Below are 18,997 nucleotides of genomic sequence, written 5' to 3'. Positions count from 1 at the left end.
TAGTGGTGAGCACGAACGCGGTTGGACGCGGGAATGCATCGACCACCCCGAAGGCGCGGCGGTACGACGTGACGCTCCGGCGCCGCCAGGCCGAGGAGAGCCGCCGCCGGGTTCTCGACGCCGCCGCAGCCCTGTTCGCCGAGCGGGGCTGGTCCGTCGCAATGCGCGAGATCGCAAGCACGGCGGGCGTCTCCTTCGAGACCGTGTACAGCAACTTCGGTTCCAAGCCCCGGCTGTTCGGCCAGGTGATCGATTTCGCGGTCGTCGGCGACGACCGGCCGGTGGCGTTGATGGACCGCCCCGAGTTCGCCGCCCTGTCCCGCGGAAGCCACCTGCAACGAGCCGCCGCGGCCGCATCACTGGTGGCCGCCGTGAACGGGCGCACCGTGGGACTGCAACGCGCGCTGCGTGAGGGAGCGGCAGCGGACCCCGCGCTCGCCTCCCGGCTCGACGAGATCCGGCAGGCCCAGCGGCAGACCGTCCACATCGCAGGAGCAGCCATCGCCGGCCGTGAACTCACGCCGCTCGAAGGCGACGGACTCTGGGCGGTGATCACGGTGGAGGTCTACGACCTCCTCACCGGCAGCGCAGGGTGGAGCCGTGCCCGGTACGAGCAGTGGCTCACCGACACGATCGTCAGGTTGCTGACCCTCGACGACTGAAAGGAGCGCGGGCCATGAACACCTACCGGAACGAGCCCGCCGACACACGGAGTATGGGAATCGTGCACAGCGCACTGCGTCGTGATCTGCGACGAACGCGCATGGTGCTCGACGATCCGCCCCCTCCCGACGACTCTCGTCGCCGGGCGATCGCCGCGCACGTCCTCTGGATGTGCCGTTTCCTGCACCGGCACCACGCCGGGGAGGACGCCGGACTGTGGCCGTTGATCCGGGAGCGCGACCGGTCGGCCGGTGCGCTGCTCGATCGGATGGAGGCCGACCACGCGCGGATCGCACCGGCTCTCGCTGCGGTGGAGGAAGCCGCGCAGGCGTACGGCGACGACCCGTCGGCACGAGAACGGTTGCTCACCACCCTGAGTGGCCTCGACGACGTGCTGCTGCCGCACCTGCGCCGCGAGGAACTCGAGATGATGCCCGTCGTCGCGGCCACCATCACCACCGCGGAATATCGCGCAATCGAACACGAGTACTTCGTCGCGCCCAAGCGTTTCGCAGAACTCGGCATGGAGGGACACTGGGTCATCGACGGGGCGACCCCCACCGATCGCGACGCGATCCTGAGCGTCGTGCCCGCCGTACCCCGATTCCTCATCCTCCACGGCTTCGCCCGCAGGTATCGCAGGCAGGCAGCGCTGCGGTGGGGCGACGGTCCGGCCTCCACCGTGCCGGCGCTGCACGTTGCATCGATCGAGGAGCGTACGTGATGGGCACCCTTGCACGACACGGACGCTCCGAGGCGATCACCACCGCTCCAGCAGAAGCCTTGTGGCACATCATCACCGACGTGACCCGAACCGGTGAATGGAGTCACGAATGCCGAGCCGCACACTGGCGCAGGACCGGCAGGCGGGCAGCACCGGGCGTTCGTTTCCGGGGAACCAACCGGTCCGGCGTCTTCGTCTGGAGTCGCTCGTGCATGTTCACGGCGGTCGACGCCCCGCGGACGCTCGCGTGGAAGACGGTGGGCCTGTGGGGGAAGGTCGACAGTACCGAGTGGCGAATCGATCTGGAACCGGCCGGAACCGGCACACGGATCGTGCAGTCGTACGACGTACTGCACGTCGCCCCCGGCCTCGACCGGGTCTACTGGCTTCTCGTCAAGGCTCACCGGGATCGTCGTGACGCACTGGCCGACGATCTGCAACGGCTGGCCCGGCTCGCCGAGAACGACCAGGACCGGCAGGCAGCGTAATCTCTTGGCCCACCACGACAGAGAGGGTTCGTGGAACATCGCCGAGCGCGGTTCATCGGGATTCTCCGTCGCAATCGCGGAGAAGGCGCAGGGCGTCGAGCATGCGCGGACTCCTCCGCGTGGATCGTCGAGTGAGATGAGGGCCTTCCAGAGCGCCCATCCCAGCCCGCGAATCCACGTGTCGTCCGCGACGCCGAGGACACTCCGGAACACCTCGCGTTCGCGGTCGCCGAACCAGGTCCGGGCGAACGGGTGACGCCCTCCGCTGCAGCCACACCAAAGTTCGGTTTATCCCTGCATTCCGTACCATGCAGATTTCTCCACGGAGGTGCCCCGCGAGAACTCGACCGCACCGGTCAGCGTCGGACCAGCCGATACCACTTCGCGTGGAATCCAGCCCGCACGGACACCTCGTCCTCCACCGACCATCCGGCGAAGATCCGCTCGATCTCTGCACGATCGGTGCCGCGCGGCAACGGCCCCCGGAAGTGCGGCTCGAACGCGAACATCATCAGCGTCGCGTCCGGCAAGGACACCCGATCCACCTGGCGGCGGTAGGCGGCGCGTTCTGCGCCCGTAAGCCCGTGGAAGCAACCGAAATCCACGAGCAGACCGTAGCCGGCCCCGACCACGTCGGCCATCGCGGTGACGTCGCCTTCGACGAACCTCACCGCCACCCCGGCGGCGGCAGCCGCGGCGGTCGCCGTCTCGATCGCCGCGGGCACGTTGTCGATTCCGGTGACGTCCCAGCCACGTCGTGCCAGCCGGATCGACAGTTCCCCGCTACCGCAACCGACATCCAGAGCCCGGCCGGGACCGGCCACCGTCTCGACAAGCGCATCGAAATGTGCGCCGCGCGGACCCAGTGCGTGTTCCCACGGCGTGAAGCCGACACGGTATGCGAGGCGGTATGCCCAACTCATGCGACCTCGTTCGATGATCAGTCGTCGTTCGAACCCTCGGCGATCTCGGGCGCGTTCTCGCGGGTTGCCATGCCCCCGTCGTTGCCATGATCGGCCGGTCCCGCTTCCCTGACCTTCGCACGCCGCTCGTCCTCGTCGTGCGTATCGTCGCCGGATTTCGCTGCGTCGGCCATCGTGACGGTCCTTCCTTCGGGTTGTCCCAGGCTAGCGCCCCAGAGGCGCCGTGTCCGGTCATGGACCGTTCGAGCCAGCGAAGACGATGTGCGGGGCGCCCTCCGCGGGCTCGTCCGGATGCAGTTGCCGCTGGAGCAACGCGAGTCCGTCGTCACCGAGAGTTCCGCGGTACCACTGGAAGGCCCAGTCGAAATCCCGGGTGGACCAGACGATCTGGTTCCCGTGAACCTTCACCGGCCACGGTTCGGACGACCGGCGCCGGCGAACCAGCCAGCCGGTGCGCTCGTCCGCACCGAGCAGCGCGGAGAAATCACCGGATTCCCGGTCGACCCGGTCGACGAGGCTCGGTGTGAAGTCCGACAGCATCGGGACCAGGACAGGGTCGGCGGTGACGTTCTCCCGGAACCACTGCAGGTCGTTTTCGTGCCGGGTGACGGAGTGGCCGCCGTTACCGGCGCGGTCCCGGGATTCCTCGTCCGAGACGACCGGCCCGCTCCACACGAACAGCGACGGATCGGGCGACTCGTCCACGGTCAGGTCCGTGTAGGCGGCACCGTCGACACCGTCACCCGAATGTTGCGCCAGCACAGTGCCGGTGTCGGCGTCGACGACGAGCCGCAGCGAGGATCGCGGCCGGCCGCGCCTCTCCCCCGCAGCCAGATCCACCGACCAGCAGGAGCGGCCGAGGAACTCGAGATCGGTGACCGGGCCCGCCGGGCGAGCGTGATGACTGCCGACCCAATGCTCGACGCGTGGGGTGACCACGAGACAGCGGTCCGAACCCAAGGAATGCACCCGGTGCAGCGCGGTGCAGCGCGGTCGGTGCGGATCGGACGTGAAATCCCACGCGGTGTCACCGTCGCTGACGAACAGCACTCCGCCGCCGAGCGATTCGATCCGGGATCGGCGCCCCCACCGATACAGGCGGAGCCCTTCACGGTGATACGGCAGGAAGACCGGTTCTTCGCCGTAGGTACCGAGGTAGTAGTGGAACGGTTCCTCGGAGTTCCGGTACGGAACGACCGTGCCGTGGACCTGCTGTCGAGGGCCGTCCGCCATCGTCACCAGCATCTGCACCCATTCGGTCACGGTCGGCTCCGACGCACCCGGACGGTGGTGACCCGCTGAACGGCCTGCGTGTGTTTCGGCATGGATCATCGCTCCCGCGTACTCCGTCCGGAGACGAAGGGAACGAGTGTACAGCGCCCGCGCCGGCACGGGCCGTCAGGTGTCGTGGCCCGGGTCTCGTCGCTCGGTTCCCCGCCACCACTCCGCGATGGCCATGTCCGGATCATCGTCGGTGCGCGTCGGTCCCGCATCGGGGATTCACCCTGAACCTCCCGCCACGTCGGGCCCGGTGCGCCCGTCCCGGAACCGGTCGTCATCGCTCGGGGGATGTCCCGACCCCATCCCCGTGTCTTCCGCCGCATAGCCGGCGAGCAACGCGGTCTCGGCCTCCCGTTTCGGGAACACGAAGAACACCAGCGCCGCGCCGATCAGCACGATGAGGATGGCAGCGACGTACGCGCGGGTGTCGCCGTCCAGGAATGCCTGCCGCGCCGCCGCGATGATCTGCTGCGCGTACTGCGGATATCGATCCGCAATGTCGACCGCGCCGGCGAACGATTTCTCCAGCGCGGCCTGCGTCTGATCGCTCACCGACGCCGCCTGGGGGCTCGCCGAGATCGTGGCCGTCAGCGACGCGGTGTACCCGGCCGTGAGCAGGGCACCCAGGATCGACTGCACGACGGCGCCGCCGAGGTCGCGTTGCAGATCCGCGGTGCCCGACGCCATACCGGCGCGAGCGACCGGCACCGAACCGGTCAGTGAATGCGAGGCCGGGGTCCCTGCAAGACCCACCCCGGCGCCCAGGCACATGAATCCGAGCGCGACCACCCAGTAGTGGGCGTCCTCGTCCCAGAGGAGCAGTGCGACGACAAGCCCCGCCACGATCGCCACGTACCCCGACAACAACGTGAACCGGGACCCCCGGGACTCGACGAGTTTCGCCGAGTGCGGTGCGACCAGCACCATGACCAGTGCCGCGGGAAGCGCCGCGGAGCCGGCCGCCAGCGTCGAATATCCGAGCACGTTCTGCAGGTACTGCTGGCTGATGTACATCGTGCCCATCAACGTGCCGAACACGATGATGCCCGCGACCGCGGCCACCCAGAAGATCCGGCGCCGCGCGACCTTCGGATCGAACAGCGGATTACGCGCCCGCAATTGGCGGATCACGAAGGCGAGCCCGGATGCGAGTGCGATCACCAGCGCGGACACGGCAACGGTCTTCATCCCGTCGACCGGCACGAAGTTGATTCCGAGTACGAGCGAACCGACGAGAACCACCGACATCAGCCCACCGGTGTGGTCGACGGGATCGGTGGACTCGTTGACGTGCGCCGGAACGAGCACCCACGTCAGTCCCAGCGCCAGCAGGGCCAGCGGGATCGTCACCAGGAACACCGATCCCCAGAAGAACCCTTCGAGCAGGGCACCTGCGACGAGCGGGCCGAGCGCCGTGAGACCACCACCGATCGACGACCACAACGCGATCGCGCGGGTCCGCGCCGGACCCGACCACAAGGCGGTGATCAGCGCCAGTGTCGTCGGGTACGCGAGACCGGCCGATACACCGCCGAGGAGTCGCGCGGCGAAGAGCACCTCGATGTTCGGTGCGAATCCGGCGACCAGCGACGCCGGCACCGACAACAGCATGCCGAGCACCAGCATCGTTTTGCGGCCGTACCGGTCGCCTATCGCACCGAGGTAGAGCACCGATGCGGCGAGCCCGACCGAGTAGCCGACCGCGACGAGGTTCAGGTCGGTCTGGCTGGCGTCGAACGCCTTTCCGATGTCGGGCAGCGCCACGTTCGCGACCGCGAGGTTCAGATTCGCGACCGCCGCCACGAGAATCAGCGATGCGAGTACCAGCGGCGCTCGGGTGGGGTGGTCCGCGACAGATGTCCCCTCGGCGGGTGTGGTCACGGGACAATGGTGCGTGATCACACCGGTCCCGCGCTCGGATTCGGCGGGGATGGCCCGTCGTCCCGCAGCACCGGCGGCAGGCCCATCGTCGTCGCGGTGGGGCGGCTCCGTCGAACATCCCCCGTCGCGACGACAGGAGACCGATTTGCCGAGAGCACCCGGTTCCGAAACCCAATGTTCAAGTCGGCGCCACGTCCCGGAGACGGACGACCTGAACACTGGGCGTCACTGTGAGGCGACACTCTGGGAAGGCTCCGAGATGACCGAGATCGCATTCGCCACGGATTTCATCGTCGATCGCACCGCGCACGGTCCGCATCGGCCTACCCCGGGCAGTTTCGTGACCGTACCCAGCGACACCCCGGCGAGCGAGCCCGGGGCCGTGCCGAGGCGCGCCTCGGGCTGGCGAACCGCCGTCGAATCCGCGGTCGGCACCGCCTTCTCCGCGGCGGTGGCGGTGGCGATGGTGACGGGACTGGCAGGAGCGGGCACCGCGTCCGTCGTGGTGGGCGCAGCATCGGCGTTGCGGGCGCGCTGACCCGCCTGCCGCGCCGGGGTGGCTGCGGATGGACGGTGTGCGGTGTCCGCCCACCGGACGCCACCCCGCCGGTTAGGATTGCCTCACCTGCCGTACGACAGAGTTGAGGTCCCTATGAAGCGCCGATCCGCCGCGCTGCTCGCCACCGCCGCCACCGCAATCCTTGTCACCGCCTGCGGTTCGGACGGCACCGACACCGAATCCGGTTCCGCGTCGGGCGAGGGTGCGTTCCCCGCGACCGTCACCACGAAGTTCGGGGACGTCACCATCGAATCACAGCCCGAACGCGTGGCCGCGCTGGGCTGGGGTGATGCGGAAACGGCGCTCGCACTCGGTGTTCAGCCCGTCGGGGCCAGCGACTGGCTGGCCTTCGGCGGCGACGGTGTCGGTCCCTGGGCGGAGGGTCTGTACACCTCGCCGCCGGAGATCATCGCCACGATGGAACCGTCCTACGAAATGCTCGCCGCACTGACCCCGGATCTGATCCTCGACACCAAGAGCTCGGGCGACGTGCCCCGTTTCGAGTCACTGTCGAACATCGCGACGACCGTCGGGGTGCCCGAGGGTAGTGACGCCTATCTGACCTCGCTCGACGATCAGGTGACGTCGGTCGCGACCGCGCTCGGTGTACCGGAGAAGGGGCGGGAGCTGTTGTCGCAGATCGACGCGGACTTCGCCCGGGCCGCCTCCGAGAATCCCGAATTCACAGGCAAGACCGTCACCGTCGCCGCCTACACGTCGGACGGCTGGGGCGCGTACGTCGTCGGCGACTCGCGCGTCGATTTCCTCACCGAACTCGGGTTCGTGAACAACCCGCAGGTGGAGGCCACCGAGACGGACAACTTCTTCATTCCGATCTCCGAGGAGAACCTGAACATCCTCGACGCGGACCTTCTCGTTGTGCTTCCGATCTACATGCCGACCGAGGACGTGACGAACAACGTGCTGTTCCAGCAGATCCCGGCGGTGAAGGACGGACGGTTCCTCGTGCTGGACAGCGACTCGGACATCTCCGCCGCGTTCTCGACGAACTCCGCGCTGTCGGTGCCCTTCGCGATCGACGAGCTCGTTCCGCTCCTCGCCGACCGCGTGCGGTGACCGGGCCCCTGCAGTGACCCGGTCTCAGTAGAGCTCGGCCCGGTAGGCCTCCTGCCGGGCCGGCTCGAGGTCCTCGAGTTTCAGATTGTGCTGTTCGGCGAGGATGTCACGCAGCGACGGCACCGTCCCGGGGTCGGCCCAGGTCTGCGGATCCCACAGCTCGGCTCGCAGGATCGCCCGCGCGCAGTGCAGGTATGCCTCGTCGATCTGTACGATCACCGCGAGCTGTGCCGGCTTACCCGACATGGCCAGCTCCGCCAGCAGGTCCGGATCGGTGGACAGCGACGCGGTGCCGTTGACGCGCACCACCTCGTCGATACCGGGCACCAGGAACAGGATTCCCACGTGCGGATTCTCGAGGATGTTTCGGTACGAGTCGGCCCGCCGGTTGCCGGGACGGTCCGGGAGCACGAGGGTCTTCTCGTCGGGGAAGAGCACACGACTGTGCAGGTCTCCGCGCGGCGAACAATCACAGTTGCCGTCGGCGTCCGAGGTCGCGAGCACGAAGAACCGCGCCTGCTCGATGTACTCGCGCATCAACGGCGTCGTGAACGTCGTGTGCTTGTCGAGGATCGCCGGCGTGGGTGTGCCGACGGCCGCTTCGAGTTGCTCGGCCGTCGTGATCCTCGTCCGGACGAGCTCCTCGACCCTGATTGCCTCCACCGGCGTCACCTCCGCCCGCGACCGTATCAAGCGCCGCCCGGCAGCCTCACTCCGCCGTTCCGTCAGGCGTGAACCTGCGGAAGATCCATTCCCCGAAGCACGTCGACGACGCGGTGAGCGGCGGGGTTCGGGTTGTCGGCGCGCCAGGCCATCGCGATCTCGAGCGCGGGAACCTCGTCCTCGATGGGGCGGTAGACCACCCCGTCGACGCGGACGTGCGTCGTGGAGTCGACGACGACGGCGACGCCGAGGCCGGCCCCGACGAGCGCGAGGAGGCTGTACGGGTCGGGGGCCTCGTGCACCGTCCGCGGGGTGATCCCCGCCTGCGCGCACAGCGCGATCGTCGCGTCCCGGACGCGGGAGCCGTGCGCCGACGGATACATCACGAACGGTTCTGATCCGAGTTCGTGCAGTGCGATCCGTTCCGCCCCGGCGAGCCGGTGCTGGGCGGGTAGCGCCGCGAGCAGCGTCTCGCGACGCACGGTCAGCGTCGTCAGATCACCGCCGACGGGCAAGGCAACGATCCCGAGATCGAGTGCGCCCGAGCGGATCAGCTCGATCGCTGCCCCTGAATAGGTCTGCGGCCGCAACTCCAGCGCGATGCCCGGAAACGCCTCGGCGACCGCGTTGGTCAACCCGGACAGCACGGCGTATCCGCCGGCGCCGCCGAATCCGATACCGACGACGCCGGTCTGCCCCAGCGACGCCGCCTGCGTCACCGTCCGGCACGCCTTCACCTGGGTCTCGATGATGCGGGCTGGGGCCAGCAGCGCCGAACCGGCCGCGGTGAGGCGCACCGAGCGCGTGGTGCGGGCGAACAGGTCGACGCCCAGTTCACGTTCGAGGGACCGGATGGTCTGACTCAACGGCGGTTGCGCGATGTGCAACCGCTCGGCCGCGCGCCCGAAGTGCAGTTCCTCGGCCACCGCGAGGAACGCCTGGATCTGACGGATCTCCATGACACCTCTAATTATGTCGTGTCAAATATGAATGGTGATTGATTAGGTCTTGGACTCTACATGGTCCGGTGAGTGACAGTAGGGACGATCCTCGAAGCGAAGGGACTTCCATGAACTACGCGCACCGCGATCCCGCACTCCGGGCCGTCGTCGACCGCTGGATCGACGACACCGACCGCACGCACACCGAGGCGCTGCTCGGCAGGCTGGGTGCCGACACGACCGATCGCCTCGCCGGGCTCGCGGCGGTGGCCGAGAAGAACCCGCCCGTTCTCCGGCAGTTCGACCCCGACGGAAACCGGATCGACCGGATCGAATACCACCCGGCATACGTCGAACTGTGCGAAGCGGCGTTCGGCGAGTACGCGCTGTCCGCCCTGTCGCACCGGCCCGCCCACGGCTGGGACCGCACCCCGCCGCACGTCGTGAAGTACCTCGCGTCGTATCTGTTCGTGCAGGCGGAGTTCGGACTCGCGTGCCCGGTGTCCATGACCGATGCCGCGGCCCGCACGCTGCGGATGTTCGGCGACTCGGAGGTGTTCGGCCCGTGGATCGACGGGCTCACCTCCCCCGGGCCGGGCCGACTGACCGGCGCGATGTTCATGACCGAAACCCAGGCCGGCACGGACATCGCTCAGACCGAGACACGAGCCGAACACACCGAGGCGGGATGGCGCCTGACCGGCCGGAAGTGGTTCGCGTCGAACCCGGACGCCGACGTGATCATCACCCTCGCGCGGTTTCCCGGCGGGGACCCGACGTCGACCCGCGGAGTCGGAATGTTCATGGTGCCCAAGCATCTTCCCACCGGGGCCCGCAATTCGTACACGATCGACCGGTTGAAGGACAAACTGGGCACCCGGTCGATGCCGAGCGGGGAGGTCACCCTGCACGACGCCCACGCGCTGCAGGTCGGCGACCTCGACCGCGGGTTCCGGCAGATGACGGAGATGCTCAACACCTCACGGTTGTCCAACGCGATGCGGTCGGCCGGATTGATGCGCCGCGCCGTCCGCGACGCCGCCGACCACACCCGTGAACGCGTCGTCTTCGGCAGGCCCCTGTTCGACCAGCCTCTCATGCGCGCCACCCTGCTGCCGCTGCTCCTCGAGGCCGAGGCTGCGCTCGCACTCGTCGGTTACAGCGCGGACTGTCTGCAACGCGCCGACGCCGGTGACGCGGAGGCGACGACGCTGATCCGGATCCTCACTCCGATCGCCAAGCACTACGTTTGCAAGCGGGCCCGGAGCGTGACCGGGGAGGCGATGGAGATTCGCGGCGGCAACGGCTACATCGAGGAACGGGACTTCGCCCGCCTCGTCCGCGACGCGCATCTCGGTTCGATCTGGGAGGGCTCGTCGAACGTCATCGCGCTCGACGTCCTGCGCTGCATGCGCAAGCAGAACGCACACCGCGACCTGGCCGCCGCCATGCGGGCCACACTCACCGGCCTCGGACCGGACTGCGGGCCGGGCGCGCAGATGCTCACCGTCCTGTGGGAAGAACTGGCGGCGACCGGCGACGATCTGCTCGCCGGCGACGACACCCGCGCTCAGGTCGAGGTGGCGCGCTACGCGAATGCTCTCGCGCGGGCCGTGATGGCCGTGCAGCTCTACGATCTCGCGTCGCACCGCATCGCCCGCGTCGGTGATCATCGGTCGCTGCTCGTCGCGAACGCCTATCTGTCCGATATGCGCTCGGAGACGAACACGACCGCGCTGCAACACCTTGCGGCCATCGTCGACGGCACCGCCGTCGGCGCGGAGACCGCACGGTCCTCGGGCCCGCGGACCGACCTGGCGGAGGCCACGCGATGACGTATCCCACCGGACCTGCACCTCTCGCCGGGATCAAGGTCGTCGACCTGTCGAAAATCCTGGCCGGGCCGTACGTGACGATGTCCTTCGCGGACCTCGGTGCCGACGTCGTGAAGATCGAACACCCTGACGCCGGTGACCCGACGCGCCAGTGGGGTCCGCCGTTCGTCGGTGACGACGCCACCTACTACCTGGCGGTCAACCGCGGCAAGAAATCGGTGGCGCTCGATCTGAAGTCCGAATCCGGCCAGCAGATCGTGCATCGCATGCTCGAGGATGCCGACATCGTGGTGGAGAACTTCCGGCCGGGCAGCAGCCTGCAACGGATCTTCGACCATCGCGCACTGTCCGAACGGCATCCGCACCTGATCGTGCTGCACATCTCGGCGTTCGGTGAGGTCGGGCCGCGGCGCGACGATCCCGGCTACGACATGGTCGCGCAGGCGGCGGGCGGGCTCATGTCGCTGACCGGTGAGCCCGGTGGCCCGCCGATGAAGGCCGGGTACGCGATGGGCGATCTCGGTGCGGCCCTGTTCGGCACGATCGGCGTCCTCGCCGCCCTCGTCGAGCGGGCTCGCACCGGACGCGGCCAGTATGTGACGACCTCGCTGTTCGAATGCCAGCTCGCGATGCACGTGAACTGGGCGACGAACTGGTTCACCGACGGCAAGCGACCGCTCGCGCTCGGCTCCGCACACCCCAATCTCGCTCCCTATCAGGCTTTTCCCGCGCAGGACGGCCACTTCGTCGTCGCGGTCGGCAACGACGGCCTGTGGGACCGGTTGTGCACCGCCATCGGCCGGCCCGACCTGGCCGGGCGCACGGAGTTCCTCCGCAACCGGGATCGGGTCGCGAACCGGGGCCTGCTCGAGCAGGAACTGACCGGGGTGTTCGCGGACGGGACGGTCGGGCACTGGGTGGGTGTCCTCGAGAAACACGGCGTCCCGGTCTCGCCGATCCGCCATCTGGACGAGATATACGACGATCCGCACACCGAGGCGATCGGGATGATCGGCACGGTCGATCATCCGTCCGGACCGTTGCGTCAGATCGGGTTTCCGGTCAGTTTCGCCGGCGAACGTCCGCGGCTCGGGACGGCGCCGCCCGCGCACGGCGAGCACACCGACGAGGTGCTCGGCGCGCTCGATACCGGTGATCAGCGCCGGAACAGTTTGTTGCCCAGCCAGACGATCGGGTCGTAGCGGCGGCCGGCGACGCGTTCCTTCATCGGGATCAGCGCGTTGTCGGTGATGTGGATGTTCTCCGGGCACACTTCGGTGCAGCATTTGGTGATGTTGCACAGGCCGAGGCCGTGCTGGTCCTGCGCGGCGTCGCGCCGGTCGGCGACGTCGAGGGGGTGCATCTCGAGTTCGGCGATGCGCATCAGATAGCGGGGTCCGGCGAATGCGGACTTGTTGTCCTCGTGGTCGCGCACGACGTGGCACACGTTCTGGCAGAGGAAGCACTCGATGCACTTGCGGAATTCCTGCGAGCGCTCGACGTCGACCTGTTGCATGCGGTACTCCCCCGGCGCCAGACCGGGCGGCGGCGTGAATGCCGGGATCTCGCGGGCCTTCTCGTAGTTGAACGACACGTCGGTGACGAGGTCCCGGATGATCGGGAAGGTGCGCACGGGGGTGACCGTGATCGTCTCGTCCGGTTCGAAGGTGGACATGCGGGTCATGCACATCAGCCGGGGTCGGCCGTTGATCTCCGCGGAACACGAACCGCATTTTCCGGCCTTGCAGTTCCAGCGCACCGCCAGATCGGGGGTCTGGGTGGCCTGCAGCCGGTGCACGACGTCGAGCACGACCTCCCCGTCGTTGGCTTCGACGGTGTAGTCGCGCAGGCCGCCGCCCTCGGCGTCGCCGCGCCACACCCGAAAGGCCGCCTGGTATCCCATGTCAGGACCTCCGTCCCGGATGATCGGCGAGTTCCTCGTCGGTGTAGTACTTGCCCAGTTCGTCGATGTCGAACAACGCGAGCAGATCCGGCCGCATCGGCTGCTGCTGTTCCGGCGTCACCGTCACGTCGGGAATCGCCCGGTCGTCACCGTCGGTGCGGCACACCAGCAGCGTCCGCCGCCACTGCGCGTCCATGGACGGGTGGTCGTCTCGGGTGTGGCCGCCCCGGCTTTCGGTACGCTGCAAGGCCGCTCGCGCCACGCATTCGCACACCAGCAGCATGTTGCGCAGATCCAGCGCGAGATGCCAGCCCGGATTGAACTGCCGGTTGCCCTCGACCGCGACGTTGCGGATGCGGGTGCGCAGGGTGTCGAGTTCGGCCAGGGCACGTTCGATCTCGTCGGCGCGGCGGATGATGCCCACCAGGTCGTGCATCGACTGTTGCAGCTCCGCGTGCAGGGTGTACGGGTTCTCGGCGCGGTCGGGTGCGTCGGGGTCGAACGGTGACAGCGCGGTGCGGGCCGCCGCCTCGATGTCCGCGTCGGACAACGCCGGCCGTTCGGTGAGCCCGTCCACGTAGTCCGCGGCTCCGAGTCCCGCGCGCCGCCCGAACACCAGCAGGTCCGACAGCGAGTTCCCGCCGAGCCGGTTGGATCCGTGCATGCCGCCCGAGCATTCGCCGGCGGCGAACAGGCCGGGCACCGAGGCGGCCGCGGTGTCCGGGTCGACCTCGATGCCGCCCATCACGTAGTGGCAGGTGGGCCCGACCTCCATGGGTTCCTCGGTGATGTCGACGTCGGCGAGTTCGAGGAACTGGTGGTGCATCGACGGGAGCCGCCGCACGATCTCGGCGGCGGGCATGCGGGACGCGATGTCGAGGTAAACGCCGCCGTGTGGGCTGTCGCGACCGGCCTTGACCTCGGAGTTGATCGCGCGGGCCACCTCGTCGCGGGGCAGCAGATCCGGGGTGCGGCGGTTGTTCTCCTGGTCCTCGTACCAGCGGTCGGCTTCCTCCTCGGTCTCGGCGTACTGGCCTTTGAACACGGCCGGGACGTAGGAGAACATGAACCGCTCGCCCTCGGAGTTCTTGAGCACCCCGCCGTCGCCGCGCACGCCCTCGGTGACGAGGATGCCCTTGACGCTCGGTGGCCAGATCATGCCGGTGGGGTGGAACTGGATGAACTCCATGTTGATCAGCGCCGCGCCCGCCCGCAGCGCGAGGGCGTGCCCGTCGCCGGTGTACTCCCACGAGTTGGAGGTCACCTTGTAGGACTTGCCGATGCCGCCGGTGGCGATGATGACGGCGGGTGCGTCGAACAGCACGAACCGGCCGGATTCGCGCCAGTAGCCGAACGCGCCGGCGATGCGGCCGGACCCGTCGACGAGCAGTTCGGTGATCGTGCACTCGGCGAACACCTTGACCCGGGCCTCGTAGTCGCCGTGGGTGGCGAGATCCTCCTGCTGCAACGACACGATCTTCTGCTGCATGGTGCGGATCAGTTCGAGGCCGGTGCGGTCGCCGACGTGTGCGAGGCGCGGGTAGGTGTGCCCGCCGAAGTTGCGCTGGCTGATCCGGCCGTCGGGGGTGCGGTCGAACAATGCCCCGTACGTTTCCAGTTCCCACACCCGGTCCGGGGCCTCCCGGGCGTGCAGTTCCGCCATCCGCCAGTTGTTGAGGAACTTCCCGCCCCGCATGGTGTCCCGGTAGTGCACCTGCCACGAATCGTGCGGGTTGGCGTTGCCCATGGCAGCGGCGCAGCCACCTTCGGCCATGACGGTGTGGGCCTTGCCGAACAGCGATTTGCACACGACCGCGACGCGCAGACCCCGCTGGCGCGCCTCGATGACCGCGCGCAGGCCCGCTCCGCCCGCGCCGATCACCACGACGTCGTACTCGTGCCGTTCGACCTCCGGCATCGTTGCCCTCCCTGTCCCCTGGTGCCCCCGACGGTGCCGTCAGCCGACGAACCGCAGATCCGAGATGGTGCCGCTCGCGACGAGCATGATGTAGCAGTCGGTGATGATCAGTGTGCCCAGCGTGATCCACGCGAACTGCATGTGCCGCGTGTTCAACCTCGACGCGAACGTCCAGATGCGGTAGCGCACCGGGTGTTTCGAAAAGTGTTTGAGCCGCCCCCCGGTGACGTGCCGGCAGGAGTGACACGAGAGCGTGTATCCCCACAGCAGGATCACGTTGATCACGAGGATCACGTTGCCGAGCCCGAAACCGAATCCGCCGGGGCTGTGGAACGCGAGGATCGCGTCGTACGTGTTGACCAGCGAGATCACGAACCCCACGTAGAAGAAGTAACGGTGCACGTTCTGCAGGATCAGCGGCAGCCGCGTCTCGCCGGTGTACCCGGCGCGGGGTTCGGCGACCGCGCACGCGGGCGGTGACAGCCAGAACGACCGGTAATAGGCCTTGCGGTAGTAGTAGCAGGTCAGCCGGAAGCCGAGCAGGAACGGCAGCGACAGGAATGCGAGCGGGATCCACATGGGCAGCTCGCCCACCCATACCCCGAAGTGACTCGAACCGGGCACGCACGACGCGCTGACGCACGGCGAGTAGAACGGCGTGAGGTAGTGGTAGTCCTCGACCCAGTAGGCGGTGCGCACGAACGACCGGATCGTGGCGTAGACCACGAAGACGGTCAGGCCCAGAACGGTGAGCAACGGGGTGATCCACCACCGGTCGGTGCGCAGCGTCCGGTCCGCGATCCTCGCGCGGGTCGCGGACCGTACGCCGGTGGCCGCCGGGGCGCTCACCGCTCCCCGTGGTGCCCGCCGAGCCCTTCGTCGTCGGCGTCGATACCCCGGAACAGGTTCTCGTCGTACGGCGAGTCGGGTACCGGGATGCGCTCGGCGGTTCGCGCCCTCACCTCGGCGGGCGGTGCCCCGTCGAGTTCCTGCGCGTCGATGTCGAGACGGTCCAGGTCGTTGGCGAGACGCTTGACCGCGGCGGCATCGCCGTAGCGCGAGCGCAGCGATCCGACGCAGTGCCGCAGATGGCCGATGGTGCGCTGCAGTTCCTGCATTTCGGTGGTGGACATCCGGACCTCCGAGCGGGACGGGTCGGCACGTCGGGTCGGCCGACACGATGTGACGTCCTTCACAGTACGACAAACCGGCCGGGCGATCGGCGAGTTCTCCGCATTCGCAACCTCCCACCCGTCCGGTCTCTACCATCGCCGCATCGGATGGCACATCGAAACGGGGGTACCGAGGGTGGACGGAACAACGGCGATCGTCGTCGGCGGCGCATCCGGCATCGGCTGGGCGACGTGCCGGAAGCTGCACTCGCTGGGAGCGCGCGTGGTCGTGGCGGACGTGAACACCGACGCCGCGCGGCAGCGCGCCGACGAACTCGGCGACCGCGCCGCAGCGCGGCACGTCGACGTGCGCAACGAGGACAGCGTCGAGCGGTTGTTCGACGAGGTGACGGACGATTTCGGCGGGGTCGGCACGGTGGTCGACTGCGCCGGGCTCAGCGTGCCCGGCGCTGTCACCGAACTGAGCCTCGAGGGGTGGCGCACCACACTCGACGTGTGCCTCACCGGCGCGTTCCTCGTGGTCAAGCACGCGGGTCGGCACATGGTCGACGGCGGCAGCATCACCCTCATCGCGTCGCTCAACGGCCGGCAGCCGGGTACCGGGATGTCCGCGTACTGCTCGGCGAAAGCCGGTGTGCTGATGCTCACGGAGGTCGCGGCGCTCGAACTGGCGCCGGGACGGATCCGGGTCAACGCGATCTCCCCCGGCCTCGTCGACACCCCGCTGGTGGCCGGTGTGTCGCTGGTGCCGGGCCTGACCGAGGACTACCTGGAGAACACCCCGCTCGGCCGCAGCGGACGACCCGAGGAGATCGCCGAGGTGGTGGCGTTCCTGGCGTCGGACGCCGCGGCCTGGATGACGGGCGCGAACATCGACGTCAACGGCGGCGCCCACACCCGCCGGTATCCCGATCTGCTGGCGCACCTGGCGGCTCTGGCGCCGTGACGGCCAGGCCGGGCATCACGTAGCGGCGCAGGTGCCGCAGCACCGCATCCGGATCGTCGGGATCGAGGGTGGCGCCGGGCACCGTCGCGATACTGATCAGAACCCGCGCAACCCATTCGGCCGCCTCGGCGGTGTCGATGCCGGGGTCGATCTCGCCGCGCTCCGCCGCCGCGACGACATAGCGGTTCCAGAACGCGGCGAGGTCCGGGACGAACTCGTGGACGCCGGCGCCCGCGCACGCCGCGAATTCCTCCGGTTCCTCGGTGCGCAGCCGCATCGCCAGTGCCCCCGGGTCGTCGTAGGCGCTGCGCCCGATCCGCACCCCCGCGGCCAGTTGCTCGAGGAGCGTCCCGTGCCCGGCGAGAGTCGCGTGAGCCCCGGCCCAGTAGGCGGCGTCGAGGCGCACGACGACACTGCCGACGAGGGTCGCCTTGTCCGGGAAGTGGCGGTACAGCCACGCTCGGGAGACACCGGCGGCCTCGGCGACCTCGAGTACGGTCGTCGACCGAATCCCCTTGGCACGCAAGCAGTTCTCGGCAGCATCGAGAAGTCGCTCGCGCACCGTCGCCGATTGGGCATCCACGATCGTCGCGCCTTTCGTACCGGCCCCGATCCGGCGCCGGGACACGACCGCGACGATACGCGAAGTAGACAGTTTTCGAGATCTGTTCACAACGCGGGTGAACATGTTCTAGATTGGCGGCACCGCGCCGGAACCGCTCCGGGCGGCAGGATCGAGGAGCTGACGCATGCCGGCACCGACCACGGCCGTCATCGGAGCAGGGATCAGCGGCTTGACCACCGCAAAGATGCTGGGCGACTACGGCATTCCCTACACCTGCTTCGAGTCGTCCGACCGCATCGGCGGCAACTGGGCGTTCGGGAATCCGAACGGGCGCAGCAGCGCCTACCGGTCGCTGCACATCGACACCTCGAAGCACCAGCTGTCCTTCAAGGACTACCCGATGCCCGAGTCGTATCCCGACTTCCCGCACCATACCCAGATCAAGACCTACCTGGACGGCTACGCCCGCGCGTTCGATCTCGAGCGGAACATCGAGTTCCGCAACGGGGTGCTGCACGCCGCACCCGTCGACGGCGGCGGCTGGGACCTCGATCTCGAGGACGGCAGCACCCGGCACGCCGATTTCCTGGTTGTCGCCAACGGCCATCACTGGGACCCGCGGACGGCGGACTTCCCCGGCGAGTTCACCGGCACCGAAATCCACTCGCACCACTACATCGACCCGCAGACTCCGCTGGATTTCACCGGCCGGCGCATCCTCGTCGTCGGGATCGGCAACAGCGCCGCGGACATCGCCGTCGAACTGTCGTCGAAGGCGCTCGGCAACGAGGTCACCCTGTCCACCCGGTCCGGCGCGTGGATCGTGCCGAAGTACATCGCCGGGCGGCCCGCCGACAAGTACTACCGCACCAGCCCGCACGTGCCGCTCGCGTGGCAGCGCAAACTCGCCCAGCTCGGCCAGCCGTTCCTCACCGGACGGCCCGAACTGTACGGTCTGCCGACCCCGAATCACCGATTCTTCGAGGCACATCCGACACAATCGGTGGAACTGCCGCTGCGCCTGGGCTCCGGCGATGTGATCCCGAAACCCGATGTCCGGCTGCTCGACGGCACGACGGTGCACTTCGAGGACGGCACCTGCGCGGAATTCGACATCATCGTCTACGCCACCGGATACAACATCACGTTCCCGTTCTTCGATGAGGACTTCATCAGCGCACCGGGCAACCGCATCGACCTGTACAAGCGGATCTTCGCTCCCGGCATCGACGATCTCGCCTTCGCCGGGTTCGCGCAGGCCACACCGACACTGTTCCCGTTCGTCGAATCGCAGGCCCGGCTCATCGCCGCGTACGCGGCCGGCCGCTACCGGCTTCCGCCGATCGCCGACATGCGCCGGGTGATCGCCGAAGACCAGCAGAAGTACACCGGCCACATGCTCGACCGGCCGCGCCACACCCAGCAGGTCGACTACTTCCTCTACGAGCACGACCTGCGCACCCGCGAACTGCCGGAGGGAGCGGCTCGCGCGGATCT

19 protein-coding genes and 1 pseudogene are annotated in these 18,997 nt (G+C 68.4%); 9 read left to right on the top strand and 11 right to left on the bottom strand.

Translation table 11 applies throughout. From position 1 onward, the window contains the following. The first annotated feature begins 5 nt into the window (after positions 1-5). The 3 genes from A8G15_RS19240 to A8G15_RS19230 are packed head-to-tail and all read left to right on the top strand — an operon-like array spanning position 6 to position 1,875. A complete protein-coding gene (locus tag A8G15_RS19240) occupies positions 6-662 on the top strand; it encodes a TetR/AcrR family transcriptional regulator (protein WP_068163209.1) in 657 nt (218 codons plus the stop codon). Between the two features lie 14 nt (positions 663-676). Next, complete coding sequence (locus A8G15_RS19235) at positions 677-1,387, top strand: hemerythrin domain-containing protein (RefSeq protein ID WP_068163149.1); 711 nt, start codon at positions 677-679, stop codon at positions 1,385-1,387. Further along, positions 1,387-1,875 carry an SRPBCC family protein gene (locus tag A8G15_RS19230; protein ID WP_068163146.1) on the top strand — a complete coding sequence of 163 codons (489 nt, stop codon included), beginning with the start codon at positions 1,387-1,389 and terminating at the stop codon, positions 1,873-1,875. The genes A8G15_RS19235 and A8G15_RS19230 overlap by 1 nt, the downstream gene beginning before the upstream one ends. A 356-nt stretch (positions 1,876-2,231) precedes the next feature. Here A8G15_RS19230 and A8G15_RS19225 read toward each other — a convergent pair whose 3' ends face one another. From A8G15_RS19225 to A8G15_RS19215, 4 genes are all read right to left on the bottom strand, one after another. Continuing rightward, positions 2,232-2,798, bottom strand: a complete 567-nt coding sequence (locus tag A8G15_RS19225) for a class I SAM-dependent methyltransferase (protein WP_068163143.1) — start codon at positions 2,796-2,798, stop codon at positions 2,232-2,234. A 17-nt stretch (positions 2,799-2,815) separates the two neighbouring features. Further along, positions 2,816-2,971, bottom strand: a complete 156-nt coding sequence (locus A8G15_RS31150; RefSeq protein WP_169833911.1) for a hypothetical protein — start codon at positions 2,969-2,971, stop codon at positions 2,816-2,818. Positions 2,972-3,029: 58 nt separating this feature from the next. Further along, entirely contained in the window at positions 3,030-4,061 is a 1,032-nt protein-coding gene (locus tag A8G15_RS19220) for a hypothetical protein (RefSeq protein WP_068163207.1), read from the bottom strand. Between the two features lie 237 nt (positions 4,062-4,298). Then, complete coding sequence (locus tag A8G15_RS19215; RefSeq protein WP_169833910.1) at positions 4,299-5,960, bottom strand: MFS transporter; 1,662 nt, start codon at positions 5,958-5,960, stop codon at positions 4,299-4,301. Between the two features lie 259 nt (positions 5,961-6,219). On the opposite strand from A8G15_RS19215, the gene A8G15_RS19210 reads away from it, so the two are divergent. After that, entirely contained in the window at positions 6,220-6,498 is a 279-nt protein-coding gene (locus tag A8G15_RS19210) for a hypothetical protein (protein WP_068163139.1), read from the top strand. Between the two features lie 114 nt (positions 6,499-6,612). Then, the gene (locus A8G15_RS19205) at positions 6,613-7,596 is read left to right on the top strand and encodes an iron-siderophore ABC transporter substrate-binding protein (protein WP_068163135.1); all 984 of its coding nucleotides are present in this window, start codon (positions 6,613-6,615) and stop codon (positions 7,594-7,596) included. 24 nt (positions 7,597-7,620) lie between these two features. Here A8G15_RS19205 and A8G15_RS19200 read toward each other — a convergent pair whose 3' ends face one another. Beyond that, positions 7,621-8,259, bottom strand: a complete 639-nt coding sequence (locus tag A8G15_RS19200; RefSeq protein WP_068163204.1) for a pyridoxamine 5'-phosphate oxidase family protein — start codon at positions 8,257-8,259, stop codon at positions 7,621-7,623. Between the two features lie 62 nt (positions 8,260-8,321). After that, on the bottom strand, positions 8,322-9,218 hold the full coding sequence (locus A8G15_RS19195; protein WP_068163132.1) for a LysR family transcriptional regulator: 897 nt from the start codon (positions 9,216-9,218) through the stop codon (positions 8,322-8,324). 110 nt (positions 9,219-9,328) lie between these two features. Here A8G15_RS19195 and A8G15_RS19190 point away from each other — a divergent pair, with 110 nt between their 5' ends. Together A8G15_RS19190 and A8G15_RS19185 are read left to right on the top strand one after the other, a co-directional pair. After that, positions 9,329-11,035: an acyl-CoA dehydrogenase family protein gene (locus tag A8G15_RS19190; RefSeq protein WP_068163130.1), complete on the top strand. Its 1,707-nt coding sequence runs from the start codon at positions 9,329-9,331 to the stop codon at positions 11,033-11,035. Further along, positions 11,032-12,237 (top strand): CaiB/BaiF CoA transferase family protein, encoded by a 1,206-nt coding sequence (locus A8G15_RS19185; RefSeq protein ID WP_068163127.1) that lies wholly within the window; start codon positions 11,032-11,034, stop codon positions 12,235-12,237. The genes A8G15_RS19190 and A8G15_RS19185 overlap by 4 nt, the downstream gene beginning before the upstream one ends. On the opposite strand, the gene A8G15_RS19180 is transcribed toward A8G15_RS19185, so the two are convergent. The 4 genes from A8G15_RS19180 to A8G15_RS19165 are packed head-to-tail and all read right to left on the bottom strand — an operon-like array spanning position 12,192 to position 15,989. Further along, on the bottom strand, positions 12,192-12,938 hold the full coding sequence (locus A8G15_RS19180; protein WP_068163124.1) for a succinate dehydrogenase/fumarate reductase iron-sulfur subunit: 747 nt from the start codon (positions 12,936-12,938) through the stop codon (positions 12,192-12,194). The genes A8G15_RS19185 and A8G15_RS19180 overlap by 46 nt on opposite strands. Before the next feature lies 1 nt (position 12,939). Next, positions 12,940-14,856: a fumarate reductase/succinate dehydrogenase flavoprotein subunit gene (locus A8G15_RS19175; RefSeq protein WP_068163122.1), complete on the bottom strand. Its 1,917-nt coding sequence runs from the start codon at positions 14,854-14,856 to the stop codon at positions 12,940-12,942. Between the two features lie 39 nt (positions 14,857-14,895). Continuing rightward, entirely contained in the window at positions 14,896-15,705 is an 810-nt protein-coding gene (locus A8G15_RS19170) for a hypothetical protein (protein ID WP_068163120.1), read from the bottom strand. Then, complete coding sequence (locus tag A8G15_RS19165; protein WP_068163118.1) at positions 15,702-15,989, bottom strand: hypothetical protein; 288 nt, start codon at positions 15,987-15,989, stop codon at positions 15,702-15,704. The genes A8G15_RS19170 and A8G15_RS19165 overlap by 4 nt, the downstream gene beginning before the upstream one ends. A 175-nt stretch (positions 15,990-16,164) precedes the next feature. On the opposite strand from A8G15_RS19165, the gene A8G15_RS19160 reads away from it, so the two are divergent. Then, the gene (locus A8G15_RS19160; protein ID WP_245687901.1) at positions 16,165-16,935 is read left to right on the top strand and encodes an SDR family NAD(P)-dependent oxidoreductase; all 771 of its coding nucleotides are present in this window, start codon (positions 16,165-16,167) and stop codon (positions 16,933-16,935) included. On the opposite strand, the gene A8G15_RS19155 is transcribed toward A8G15_RS19160, so the two are convergent. Beyond that, on the bottom strand, positions 16,868-17,521 hold the full coding sequence (locus A8G15_RS19155) for a TetR/AcrR family transcriptional regulator (protein ID WP_169833912.1): 654 nt from the start codon (positions 17,519-17,521) through the stop codon (positions 16,868-16,870). The two genes, A8G15_RS19160 and A8G15_RS19155, sit on opposite strands and share 68 nt — an antisense overlap. Before the next feature lie 163 nt (positions 17,522-17,684). Here A8G15_RS19155 and A8G15_RS31145 point away from each other — a divergent pair. Next, positions 17,685-18,992: pseudogene (locus A8G15_RS31145) on the top strand (flavin-containing monooxygenase); the annotation flags it as partial. Between the last annotated feature and the right edge of the window lie 5 nt (positions 18,993-18,997).

Origin of the sequence: Rhodococcus phenolicus, from assembly GCF_001646785.1 — a bacterium.
Lineage (GTDB): Bacteria > Actinomycetota > Actinomycetes > Mycobacteriales > Mycobacteriaceae > Rhodococcus > Rhodococcus phenolicus.
This window is presented reverse-complemented; position numbering and strand designations above follow the sequence as displayed.